The sequence below is a fragment of the Ulvibacter sp. 2210JD10-4 genome (assembly GCF_058148525.1).
Map to the genome: position 1 here is coordinate 621,533 of NZ_JBYVJZ010000001.1, position 13,057 is coordinate 634,589.

12 protein-coding genes are annotated in these 13,057 nt (G+C 37.9%); 11 read left to right on the forward strand and 1 reads right to left on the reverse strand.

The genetic code is table 11. From position 1 onward, the window contains the following. The first annotated feature begins 33 nt into the window (after positions 1-33). On the forward strand, positions 34-795 hold the full coding sequence (locus ACY2RT_RS03115; protein WP_490154410.1) for a glycosyltransferase family 2 protein: 762 nt from the start codon (positions 34-36) through the stop codon (positions 793-795). Here the strand turns inward: ACY2RT_RS03115 and ACY2RT_RS03120 are convergent. Next, positions 772-1,578 carry a lipopolysaccharide kinase InaA family protein gene (locus tag ACY2RT_RS03120; protein ID WP_490154411.1) on the reverse strand — a complete coding sequence of 269 codons (807 nt, stop codon included), beginning with the start codon at positions 1,576-1,578 and terminating at the stop codon, positions 772-774. The genes ACY2RT_RS03115 and ACY2RT_RS03120 overlap by 24 nt on opposite strands. A gap of 92 nt (positions 1,579-1,670) precedes the next feature. Here ACY2RT_RS03120 and ACY2RT_RS03125 point away from each other — a divergent pair, with 92 nt between their 5' ends. From ACY2RT_RS03125 to ACY2RT_RS03170, 10 genes are all read left to right on the forward strand, one after another. Further along, complete coding sequence (locus ACY2RT_RS03125) at positions 1,671-2,735, forward strand: glycosyltransferase family 4 protein (protein WP_490154412.1); 1,065 nt, start codon at positions 1,671-1,673, stop codon at positions 2,733-2,735. Between the two features lie 18 nt (positions 2,736-2,753). Then, positions 2,754-3,992, forward strand: a complete 1,239-nt coding sequence (locus tag ACY2RT_RS03130) for an MFS transporter (protein ID WP_490154413.1) — start codon at positions 2,754-2,756, stop codon at positions 3,990-3,992. Further along, positions 3,985-4,545 (forward strand): L-threonylcarbamoyladenylate synthase, encoded by a 561-nt coding sequence (locus ACY2RT_RS03135; RefSeq protein WP_490154414.1) that lies wholly within the window; start codon positions 3,985-3,987, stop codon positions 4,543-4,545. Before ACY2RT_RS03130 ends, ACY2RT_RS03135 begins: the two co-directional genes overlap by 8 nt. A 3-nt stretch (positions 4,546-4,548) precedes the next feature. Continuing rightward, on the forward strand, positions 4,549-5,976 hold the full coding sequence (locus tag ACY2RT_RS03140) for a CCA tRNA nucleotidyltransferase (protein ID WP_490154415.1): 1,428 nt from the start codon (positions 4,549-4,551) through the stop codon (positions 5,974-5,976). Continuing rightward, positions 5,976-7,001 (forward strand): COX15/CtaA family protein, encoded by a 1,026-nt coding sequence (locus ACY2RT_RS03145; RefSeq protein ID WP_490154416.1) that lies wholly within the window; start codon positions 5,976-5,978, stop codon positions 6,999-7,001. Before ACY2RT_RS03140 ends, ACY2RT_RS03145 begins: the two co-directional genes overlap by 1 nt. Positions 7,002-7,024: 23 nt before the next feature. Beyond that, on the forward strand, positions 7,025-7,531 hold the full coding sequence (locus tag ACY2RT_RS03150) for an IS1096 element passenger TnpR family protein (RefSeq protein ID WP_490154417.1): 507 nt from the start codon (positions 7,025-7,027) through the stop codon (positions 7,529-7,531). A gap of 41 nt (positions 7,532-7,572) precedes the next feature. After that, positions 7,573-8,631 carry a nucleoid-associated protein gene (locus ACY2RT_RS03155; RefSeq protein ID WP_490154418.1) on the forward strand — a complete coding sequence of 353 codons (1,059 nt, stop codon included), beginning with the start codon at positions 7,573-7,575 and terminating at the stop codon, positions 8,629-8,631. Positions 8,632-8,809: 178 nt separating this feature from the next. Further along, a complete protein-coding gene (locus tag ACY2RT_RS03160; protein WP_490154419.1) occupies positions 8,810-9,709 on the forward strand; it encodes an ABC transporter ATP-binding protein in 900 nt (299 codons plus the stop codon). A 6-nt stretch (positions 9,710-9,715) separates the two neighbouring features. Next, a complete protein-coding gene (locus tag ACY2RT_RS03165) occupies positions 9,716-10,552 on the forward strand; it encodes an ABC transporter permease (protein WP_490154420.1) in 837 nt (278 codons plus the stop codon). Between the two features lie 129 nt (positions 10,553-10,681). Beyond that, positions 10,682-13,054, forward strand: coding sequence for a T9SS type B sorting domain-containing protein (locus ACY2RT_RS03170; protein WP_490154421.1), 2,373 nt, complete (start codon positions 10,682-10,684; stop codon positions 13,052-13,054). Positions 13,055-13,057: the final 3 nt, after the last annotated feature.

Sequence of the window (13,057 nt, forward strand, 5' to 3'; positions counted from 1 at the left end):
AAAATAACTATTTTTATGAGCGAAATATAACACATGCCAAAACTAAGTGCTTTACTTATTGTATATAATGAAATAAAACATCTTCCGGATGTAATAGATACGCTTTCCTTTGCCGATGAAATTATTGCAGTAGATTCTTTTAGCACAGATGGCACCTACGAAGCTTTACAAAAAGATGACCGCGTAGAAGTATTTCAGAAAAAGTTTGAAGATTATGCTTCTCAACGCAATTATGCGATATCTAAGGCAACTTATAATTGGATATTATTTATAGATGCAGATGAGCGGATTTCTAATGTCCTTCAAGAAGAAATTCAACAAATAATCCGATCCAATAATCCAAAAACTGCTTATTATTTTTATCGACAGTTCATGTTTAATAAAAAACCACTTCGTTTTAGTGGTTTGCAAACAGATAAAATATATCGCCTTTTTCAGAAAGACAAAGCACAATACATCCCATCAAAGCTGGTTCATGAAAATCTGGAAGTAAAAGGCGAAAGTGAGATACTTAAAAATAAATTATTACACTATTTCTATGATGATTACCATACCTACAAAAGCAAAATGATTGCTTACGGTAAACTGAAAGGAAAAGAACTTTATTTAAAAGGTGAACGTTACTCGGTCTTTAAAAGATATTTTAAACCTCTTTATAAGTTTTTAACTCATTATATAGTTCGTCTAGGAATCTTAGATGGAAAAAAGGGGTGGATCATTAGTAAACTAAATGCATTAAGTGTTGCCGAACGCTATAAAGAACTTAAAAGATTACGCGCGTCTTCTCCAGAATAAATACTTTTGTTTTAAGCGAATTTTACGATGGTATTTATGTTGAAATCTTGAAACCAGATCCCACATCAACGTAAAAATCTTAGTATAATCTTCTCCTGTAAGTTTTGCATATTCGTCGCTCATTACTTCTACCATTTCTTTTTTAGGAGTGATCCGGGAAAAGTTCTTTATGCGCTCTTTAAACGATAACGGCTTAAAATCCATACGATTGAGATCTACCAAATAAAAATCATAACCATCTTCGTTCTTTACAATAAGGGTATTTCCCGGAGAATGGTCTTTGAACAAAATATTGTTCTTGTGTAGCTTCCAGGTAAAAGCGGTAAACTGCCGTAAGATATTCTCGTGATCAGGATAATTTGGGTCTTCGACTAGTTCACGGTAAGTCAGGTCATATTCCAGATGCTTACTTATGTAATAGCTGTCTTTTAAACCTATACTATCTGTATTCTCAAAAAAAGCAATAGGCTGAGGTGTTAAAATTCCTTTTTCCAGTAGTGCATTCCCATAGGTATACGAACGCTCTGCTTTTGATTTACGAAAGTACTTATATACAATTTTGTTCAGCAGATTGGGTTGCCTGAAAGATTTTACATTGACCGTCGTTCCTTCAAGGTCAAACAATTTAATAGTATTACGCTCTCCGTCGCCTAAAACTTTTCCTTTAGTCTTAAAGTTCGCTATAATAGCAATAATAGCCGTGATACTATAAGTGAAGTCTTTGTGAACTACTCCGTCCAGAATAACTTCTTCTTTGTATCTGACTTTTTTTAAGCTCTTCATTGAATTAATTATACAATTGCAAAAATACACTTATTAATTTGTATCCATTTATATAAAAAAGATACCTTTATACTTCTGTAAACACGGCTATTTTGAAGCAGATCTTTCTTGAAACACATAATATAAAGAATCCTTTCACCGGCTTTGGTCAATACAATTTTTATTTACTGAAGGGTTTACATCATTGCAATGATCTTGAAATAAAATTTACGGTACACACTCAAAAAAAAGGTTTTCTGAAGACAGAGTTCGGAAACTTTTTCAATTATAAATTCTATATGGGGCTGCGTAGGTACCCATTGCTTCGTATCCGTAAAAAATATGCCCTGTGGCATTCCGTTAATCAAAATACCAAAGTGGAACCTTACTTTGACCTACCTTATGTACTCACCATTCACGATGTAAATTTTATTGAAGAGATCTCCAATGACCTTACACATCCCCGGAACCTTAGGTTCATTGAAAAATTAAACCGTGCCAATGCGATCACCTATATTTCAGAATATGCCAAAACATCAACTCACAAGTATTTTGATGTGCCAAATGTCCCGGAATATGTGATCTATAACGGAAACCCTTCCGAAGCAGCCTTAGATCTTTCAAATTATACACCAGTAAACAACATAAAGGGAAAATATCTTTTTACCATTGGTGATTTCTGGGAGAGGAAGAATTTTCACCTACTGGTACAAATGATGCCTTTTTTAAAGGATTTTAAACTCATTATAGCAGGAAACAATGATAGACCCTATGCCGAGAAAGTACGCTCCGTGATCTCAGAATTAGGCATGGAAGACCGGGTCACACTTGCCGGAAGAATCACCGATGAAGAAAAACAGTACCATTTAAAAAATGCCACTGCTTTTGTATTTCCTTCGTTACGTGAAGGGTTTGGCCTGCCTCCAATTGAAGCCATGAGATTTGGCACCCCTGTATTTCTTGCAAATGCTACGTCCTTACCCGAAATTGGAGGTAAAGCAGCTTTTTATTGGAACAACTTCGAACCGGAAGATATGGCTTTAGAAGTCATTAGAGGGCTTCAGGATTTTGATGCAAACAAAGAAGTATATACTCAAAGATTAGTTGAGCAAGCCGCTTCATTTAATTGGAATACGGCTGCAAAACAGTATCTTGAGGTATATAGATCACTAGTATAAAACCAAAAAAGAGAACTCATGGAATTAATTGCAGGGAAACTGGGCCACACTAAAGAGACTTTTTTATATGCTACGGCAAAAGGACTGGAAAGAGCTTCTTACTATGGAGTAAGAGGATTGATCGTTCTTTATATGGTAGGGGAAACAATTGGCATGACACATGAAAAGGCTCTTAGCTTTTATGGCTGGCTTACTACCGTCTTGCTATTCTCAGAAATAGTAGGCGGGGTTTTGGGAGACCTGCTAATCGGAAACAAAAGAGCAGTCCTTATAGGTGGGACCTTGCAGGCACTGGGTACATTTGCCTTATGCATCCCTTCGACAATCGGGTTATATATTGGGATTGGACTCATTACTATTGGTTCGGGTCTATTCGCACCTAATATCGTAGCACAATTTGGGAAAATATATCTGGATAAGACCAAACTGCTGGATGGTGGTTTTACCATATTTTATACACTAATTAATATTGGTGCTTTTTTAGGAGTTCTGGTAATAGGCCTTCTGGGTGAAAAGAATTTTATATATGGATTCGCTTTTGCAGGAATCATTAGTATAGTTGCCGTCGTACTGCTTTTTTTGACACAAGACAAGCCAATAGACAACAGTATTCATGAAAAAAGTTCTGGTTTTAAAGGAGTCATATATGTTGCTCTGGCCATTATTGTGATAACACTTTTTTGGGGCATTTATGAACTATTTGGAGGAAGCCTGTATTTTATACAGTACGAGCTTTCACAAAACTTCAATATGAATTCATCAAGAAATATACTGCAATCTATTGGTTCCGGGGCCACTATTATCATTGGTATTATAGCTGCTATTCTTTGGTCTTTTCTTTATGCAAGCAGACTTTTAAAATTAGGAATTGGGTTTTTAACCATCGCAATAGCAATGGGTCTGCTACTTCTTATTCCGGAATATCCGGACGGAAGCAGCATTCCTGTTTTTATTATAGCATTATTGTTTATTGGTGCTGCAGAGATCCTTATTGCACCTACCATTAACTCGGTCATTACAAAATATTCGAACCCAAAATATTTAGCTATTATCTTTAGTGTGGCCTTTATACCCATTCGGCTTTTTTATGTCTTATCCGGGTTCATTTCCGAACATACATATGAATATCCCAAACTACCTTTTATCATTGGATGTGTTATCTATACATTATTATTTGTTGCACTGATCATCCTCTTTGTGGTAATGAAAAACACCGGGAAAACCCACCCCGTTAATCAACTGGAGAATAATGAATAATGAAATAAATAAAGCGCTCGAAATATTAAAAAAAGGGGGGCTCATCCTCTACCCTACGGATACTGTTTGGGGAATTGGATGTGATGCTACTAATGCCGATGCAATTGAAAAAGTCTATAAGTTGAAAAAACGAACTGAAAGTAAATCACTTATTTGCCTGGTAAATGACTTTAAAATGCTTAACCAATTTGTAGAAGAGGTACCGGAAGTTGCTTACGATATTTTAAAATATGCGAACAAGCCTACCACGATCATTTACGACGACCCCATTCGCGTTGCGGAAAACCTGATATCCGTCGATAATTCTCTGGCAATTAGAGTGGTACAAGATGATTTTTGCAAACAACTCATCAGGAAATTTTGTAGGCCAATTGTTTCCACTTCCGCAAATATTAGCGGTGAAAAAACACCACTGACCTTTCAAGAAATAAGCCCACAAATTTTGGAAGGCGTGGACTATGTCGTAAATTTGCAACGTACAAAAAAAGCCGGAAAACCTTCAGCGATCATTAAGCTGAAAAATGACGGAACGGTTCACGTAATTCGACATTAAGAAATGCACAAACCCCATAACTTTAAAAACGCATTACAACATCCCGTTTTTAAAACCATTTTACAAGCTGCTTCAAACCTGGAAGTTGAAAGTTTTGTAATTGGTGGTTATGTACGTGATTATATATTAAAGCGTGGTGATGCCAAAGACATAGATGTAGTTGCTGTTGGAAATGGTATTGACCTGGCAAAGGAAGTTTCCCATCTCCTTCCGGGAAAGCCAAAAGTTTCAGTCTTTAAAAATTATGGTACCGCCATGTTAAAAAGTGGTACTATTGAAATAGAATTTGTAGGTGCCCGTAAAGAATCTTACCGTGAAGACAGTCGGAATCCGGCTGTAGAGAATGGGACTTTAGAAGATGACCAGAATCGAAGAGATTTCACCATCAATGCATTAGCGCTAAGTTTGCAAAGCTCTAATTTTGGGGAACTTCTTGACCCTTTTAACGGGATGGAAGACCTAAAAAACAAGATCATCCGCACACCTCTTAATCCGGATGTAACCTATAGTGATGACCCTTTGCGAATGCTAAGGGCCATCCGATTTGCTGCACAATTGGGTTTTAACATTGAAAAAGAGTCCCTACATGCAATCACCCGTAATGCCAAACGTATTGAGATCATTTCCAAAGAGCGTATCGTCGATGAAATACATAAGATTTTGGCAACAGAGACACCTTCAAAAGGTTTTGGATTATTGCATAAAACCGGATTATTGCATTTTATTTTCCCTGAATTGATCGCTTTACAAGGCATAGAAGAAATTGAAGGGCAACGCCATAAAGATAATTTTTGGCACACTCTGGAAGTAGTCGATAATATTTCACAAACAACTCAAAACCTATGGCTTCGCTGGGCGGCTTTACTACATGATATTGGCAAAGCACCTACAAAGAGATTCGATAAAAAAAACGGCTGGACCTTTCACGGGCATGAGTTTGTAGGTTCAAAAATGGTCTACAAGCTTTTTAAAAGATTGAAAATGCCTTTGAACGATAAAATGAAATTTGTTCAAAAAATGGTATTAATGAGTTCCCGCCCTATAGTTTTGGCAACAGATGTTACCGATAGCGCGGTGCGTCGCCTTATTTTTGATGCTGGTGATCATGTGGATGACCTGATGACGCTATGTGAAGCAGATATTACCACTAAAAATCCTAAAAAGTTTAAAAAATACCAAAACAATTTTAAATTAGTACGGGATAAAATTGTGGAAGTGGAAGAACGCGACCATATTCGTAATTTTCAACCTCCGGTAAGTGGTGAAGAGATCATGGAAACCTTTGGATTAAAACCATCTCGTGAAATAGGTATTATAAAAGAAGCTATAAAAGAAGCTATCTTAGAAGGCGAAATTCCGAATGAATATGAAGCTGCCAAAGAATATATGCTGCAGAAAGGAGCCGAACTTAATTTAACACTCGCAAAATAATGTATCGTAAATCCGTTAAAGCCTCATTGATCTTAGTTTATCTGGTAATTATTGCCGGAGCAATGGTGCGTATGACAGGCTCCGGAATGGGCTGTCCGGACTGGCCAAAATGTTTTGGATATTATATTCCCCCAACAGATGCTTCGGTTTTGGAATGGAAACCCGAAAGATATTTTGAAAAAGGGAACGTTATTATCAAAGACAGAACCTTAAAGGTAGCAGCTAGTGACTTTACGACTTCAGAAATATTTAATCCGGATAATTGGCTAGCATATACAAAACACGATTATGCCTCTTTTAATGTCTGGCATACCTGGATAGAATATATCAATCGGTTATTTGGTGCACTATCAGGGCTTGCTATTTTAATAATGGCATTACTTTCCTTCAAAAAATGGAGATTTGAAAAAAGAATTACATTGCTATCATGGCTGGCGGTTGTTTTAATTGTATTTCAGGCATGGTTAGGTGCCATTGTAGTTTATTCGGTTTTAGCGCCTGTTAAAATTACAATTCATATGCTAATGGCATTAGTGATTGTTGCTCTCCTGTTATACTTGCTATACATTTCTAAAGTAGAACGGAAAAACTATAATGTTTCTCAAGGTTATAAAACAGTACTGATATTTGCCATTAGTTGTACTGTGATACAAATAGCTTTGGGAGCTCAGGTGCGGCAATATGTGGACGAGCAGGTAAGCTTGTTAGGATACGAAGCAAAGTCACAGTGGCTTACTAATCCCACATTGGAGTTTTATTTTCACAGGACACTTTCCATATTGATCATCTTTATTCATATTGCACTCTGGTACTTTAACAGAGCGTATAAATATGGTTTTAAATTGATCAACTTCCTGGTCATTTTATTGGTAGCTGAAGTAATTACAGGAATTACAATGTATTATTTTGACTTCCCATTTCTATCTCAGCCCCTGCATCTCGTCTTTGCAGCATTACTTTTCGGGCTTCAATTTTATGTTGTTTTAGAAGCGTTTCAACAAAGAAATGAGTGGAAAAGTTCGTAACTTTGTCGACTAATTTTTAGTGAATGATTTATCGTTTTAGAATAATACTCGATACACATGAAGATGTATTTCGTGATATCGAAATCGAGGCTGCTGCCTCTCTGGAAGATTTCCACAATGCCATTACGCAAGCTTTCGGTTTTGGAGGACAAGAAATGGCTTCTTTCTATACCAGTAATGACTTATGGGAACAAGAAGAAGAGATCGCTTTATTTGATATGAGTGAAGAACCCGGAAGTGTTAGGGTCATGAACGAAACCTTTCTGGAAGATGTAGTTTCAGAAATGGAAACCAAACTCATTTATGTATACGATTTTTTAAATATGTGGACATTCTTAGTCGAATTAGCAGAAATTGCCGAACCGGAAATTGGAATGATCTACCCCAACTTAATGTTCGCGCACGGAGAAATTCCCGAAGAAGCACCCGAAAAAGAATTTGTTGCAGAAGATAGTGACCTTACAGATTTTGAAGACGATTTTGACTCTGAAGATTATGACAGTCTGGATTTTGATGAAAACTGGAACTAATTCACTTTCCCTTTAATTTATTAATACTTAGTACAACCTCAATGATCAACCTATTTACAACACACATTGCCTCGCTATCTATTCACAGAGTTGGAAATAAAAGCCGAAACGAAGCTATATTACTTTCTTCTGAACCCTATAAAATGGATGATGAATTAACACCTCTTTTAAAAGAATTCTTTCTGAAGCCATTCAGGGATAAAGAAGAGAATTACTTTCAGTTTACTCATGAAGCCGATCTGGAATTCAATGAAATTTATGCTATTGCCTCAGAGATTTTTCAGCATCCTGAAACCATTCATGAGCAAAGCAAAAAAATAACAAAACATCTTTTTGATCAATCGATGCATCCACATATAAAAAGTGGGGAAGTCTACATTGCCTATTTGGAGAACATGCAAATTGATAATGAAAAAGTAGACGGAATAGGTATTTTTAAATCTGAACTCAAACAGGAGTTCCTTCAGTTTTCCGAAAAAGAAAACCAACTGGAAGCCTTTTTACAACAAGGTGTAAACCTCAACAAACTGGATAAAGGCTGCCTGATCTTCAACGTAAAAAAAGAGGAAGGCTACAAAGTGCTGTCTGTGGACAGTAATCGTTACGATGCCCGCTATTGGTTAGAAAGCTTTCTGGGCGTAGACACTTTTGAAGATGAAAATTTCTTTACAAAAAAGTATTTAAAATTTTGTCAGGGATTTGCAAAAGATGTGGTTTTTCCTGCTGAAGACAAAAAAGAAGAGGTGCTGTTTATGAACCGTGCCGTAAATCATTTTGCGAAAAACGATACCTTCGAAGAAACTGCCTTTGTAAATGAAGTGATCGATAATCCGGACCTTATCCCGGAATTCAATCACTATAAGACAGAGAAAGCCCCCAAATACAGTATTGAGGACCTCACTACCTTCCCCATTGCCAATACAGCAGTAACTGACGCGAGAAAAAAGATAAAGAATGTGATCAATCTGGATACCAACATCCAGATCAAAATGGATTTCATTAATCCGGAAAGTGCCGAGAAGTTTGTTGAAAAAGGCTGGGATGAGGAAAAACAGATGTATTACTACTTAGTATATTTTAATCAGGAACAAAAAAGTTAATTAATTTGTCATTCCGAACAAATGTGAGGAATCCCTTCATAAAAAGATTCTTCGCTTCGCTCTGAATGACACTTCATGCTGTCAACTCCAAGCTTCCGACTGACAATAATTACAATCCATTGTAACGAATTCTCTTTTGGTTCGTCATACTTTTAACTTTTAACCAAAAAAGATCTTCGTGCAATCCATACTCACTATTAACAACCTCACCAAGAAATTTGGCCCCATTACGGCAGTCAAAGACCTGTCATTTACAATTGAAAAAGGAAACGTCTACGGCATCTTAGGGCCCAACGGGAGTGGTAAATCCACAACATTGGGAATTGTTCTAAATGTTGTAAACAAAACCAACGGAGACTTTCATTGGTTTGACGGTTCCGGGTCCACACATGAAGCCTTAAAGAAAGTAGGTGCCATTATCGAACGCCCTAATTTTTATCCGTATATGACAGCGATCCAGAACCTGGAACTAGTCTGTAAGATCAAAGGGGTCTCTATCAAAAAAGTGGAAGAAAAGCTGGAAATAGTTGGATTGGCAGAACGCAAGAACAGTAAATTCCGGACTTTTTCTTTAGGTATGAAACAACGTCTGGCAATTGCTTCGGCATTACTGAACGATCCTGAAATATTGATTCTTGACGAACCTACAAATGGTTTGGACCCACAAGGTATTCACCAGATTCGGGAGATTATTAAAAAAATCGCTTCAGAAGGAACGACCATCCTTCTGGCTTCTCACCTTCTGGATGAAGTGGAAAAAGTATGTACGCACGTAGTGATCCTCCGTAAAGGGGAAAGCCTCTATACCGGTAGTGTGGACGGGATGAATGCCAGTCACGGATTCTTTATGCTTCAGAGTAGTGATATGAATGCATTGCAATCCATTCTGGAAGGACATCCTACCTTCGGAAATATTAAAAAAGAAGGAGACCTGTTAGTTGCTTATTTAAACGAACCAATGAACAGTTCAGAATTGAACAAATTACTTTTTGATAAAGGCATTACCCTTTCTCATTTAGTAAAACGAAAAGAAAGTCTTGAAGAACAATTCCTTGAACTTACCAAAAAACAAAACTAACACACCATGCTACGATTACTCAATATAGAATTACAAAAAATAAAGTATAACAAATCTGCCAGGGTAATTACCATTGTATATTTTGTACTTATAACCTTCATTGCACTCATCGCTTCTATTGAATTTAATTTTGGGAGCGTCAACTTCAGAGTAGCAGATCAGGGTATTTTTAATTTCCCTTTTATATGGCATTTCAATTCCTTTATGGGAGCTCTTTTAAAGATCTTTCTCGCTATCGTGATCGTCTCCATGATGGCAAACGAATATAGCTATCGTACACTAAAACAAAATCTTATCGATGGTCTCAGTAAGAAAGAGTTTGTACTTTCAAAGTTTCTAACAGTTATTCTATTTGCGACCATATCTACAGTTTTCCTTTTTGTGGTCTCTATGATACTGGGGCTGAGTTTTTCAGATTATAAAGAGATCGGGATCATCTTCAGCGATCTGGAATACCTGCTCGCCTATTTTGTTAAACTCGTAGCATTCTTTTCCTTTTGTTTATTTTTAGGCGTATTGGTGAAACGTTCGGCATTTGCTTTAGGTTTCCTCATTATCTGGGCCATTGCTGAAAAGATATTGTATGGGCTATTGAAATGGAAATTTTTTAAGGACACTAATATAGCCGAAAATGTGATGCAGTTCTTCCCACTGGAATCTATGTCCAACCTTATTACAGAACCTTTTTCAAGATTGGGAGCCGTACAGTCTGCGGCAAGTCAACTGGGAGAAGAATTCACCAAGAGCTATGATGTTCCGGTACTAGGCCTTTTTATTACGCTGGTCTGGACCTTCCTTTTTATTTACTGGTCCTTTTTAATTCTAAAAAGAAGAGACCTGTAGCTCCTTAGTCGTTTTTATTTTTGAATGGATTGCTGAACTAAATATTACGTATATTTAGCAGTCAATCAAGGAGACATGCAGTCCTGTAAAAATTGCTTAGTACTTTTATTAATTTTTTTGCCAGCCTTTATGGTAGCGCAGGAAATAGAGCTATTTAAGCAATTTAACGGCAGGTACGATTATCTTGCCTTTGGAAATACTTTGAATACTGCTGAAAATTCCGGTGGCAACAATCCTTGCGATATCTTAACTGAAAGCAGCGCAGACTTTATCCTCCAGCCGGGACAAACTATCATTGCAGCCTATTTGTATTGGGCCGGTTCCAGCGAATTTGGTGATCTGGAAGTTGAACTAAATGGTATTCCTGTTACTGCCGAAAGAACCTTTGCATACGAGTTGAATCCACTAGCACGTTATTTTGCAGCCTTTGCAGATGTAACCACTATTATACAAAACGGTGGTAATGGAAACTACACCCTTTCGGAATTTGATATCACAGCAGAGATTGCCAGTTATTGTGGTAATCAAACTAATTTTGGAGGTTGGGCGGTAACTGTTGTTTACGAAGATCCAACCCTCTCTTTAAATCAGGTGAACATCTTTGACGGGCTCGAAACCGTCTCTCAAATTAATACCAACCTTACCATTCAACTCAATAATTTGAATGTACTGGATAATATTGGAGCTAAAATTGGCTTTCTTGCCTGGGAAGGAGATGCTTCTTTAAGTGTGAATGAGACTTTACAGATTAACGGCAATATAATAAGTAATCCACCTTTAAATCCGGCAGACAATCAATTCAACGGTACCAATAGCTTTACAGGATCGGACCAGCTCTATAATATGGATATCGATTTTTATAATATCGAGAATAATATTCAACCCGGAGATACCAGTGCCACAATCGACCTTACTTCCAATCAAGATCTGGTGATGATCAACAATGTGATTACAGTTCTCAATACAGAACTCCCAGATGCCACCATAGAGATTGATAACGTTATTGGAGGCACCGAATGCGGCAACAGAGACATAGAAGTAGCTTATACCGTCTATAATGTGAACAGTACAGCCGAGCTTCCAGCCAATACACCCATTGCATTTTACGCCAATGCAACAGTGCTGGGAGTAACAGCAACCACTACTGCCTTGCCTATTGACGGATCTGAAAGTGGAACCATAAACTTATCTATCCCTTCCGGTATTCCGGCCGATTTTCAACTAATAGCTTTCGTAGATGATGGTGGTGCCGGTAACGGAATTGTAAATGAATCCAATGAGGACAACAATCAATTTATACTGGACTTTCACCTGCTGGTATTCCCGGAAACAAAAGGTATTGTTGGATTGGAGCTCTGTGATGTAATTGGTGACGAATTCTTCGACCTTACCCAAGCGACCGCAAGTATCGACCCTATCAATACGATCTCCTATCACGAATCTGAAGACGATGCCACCAACAATGTCAATCCAATTACAAATCCCGAAGCCTATCAGAATCTGGTCAATCCACAAGTGATATGGGTACGGGTTTCCAACCCCGATTGTTTTGTAGTAGAACATTTTAATATTGAAGTGCTGGCATGTGCCTTACCGGATGCTACCATTACCATTGATAATGACCTGAATGCATGCCGCCAACGCGATCTCACTATAGCATATACCGTTTACAATATTGACGCCACAGCTCCCTTACCGCCGGAAACACCCATAGCATTCTATGTGGACGGTCAACTACTGGGGCAATCCGAAACCCGGGAAAGTATTCCTATTGGAGGAAATGAACCCGGAGTGATCGTCATTACCCTCCCCGATACTACGCCCGGTTCTTTCCTGTTGAAGGTTGTGGTAGATGATGACGGAACCGGTAACGGAATCGTTCTGGAATGGAATGACAATAACAATGAATTAGACGTTACCGTCACTTTTGAAAGCATCCCTCCTATCGGTTCACTTCCGGACCTGCTGAAATGTGATGAAGGTTTTGACACTGCTACCTTCGACCTCACAACACAAAACGAAAATATATCTACAGATCCCAACGACGAGATCACTTTCTATACCACTTTTGAAAATGCAGTTGCAGAGGAGAATGCAATCAGTGACCCCGGAGCCTACATGAACGGAGCAGATCCGCAGACCATTTATGTACGTCTGGAAAACGAAATATGCTTTACGGTAGGGGAATTTTTATTGAGAACCGAAAACTGCGCACCCTGGATCCCGGATGGTTTTTCACCAAGCGGTGACGGCATCAATGATGTATTTGAAATAACAGGGCTTCTCAATGTCTATGACAATTTTGAATTGAAGATCTACAGTCGCGAAGGCAACCTGATCCACACAGGCCGAAACGAAGACGGGTTCTGGGATGGTATCGCTACGGAAGGCTTACTATTTACCGGAAATCTGGTACCCGTAGGCACCTATTACTACGCCTTGATTCTTAACGACCCTGAATTTCCCGAACCTTTTTTAGGGTACGTATATATCAATTATTAATTT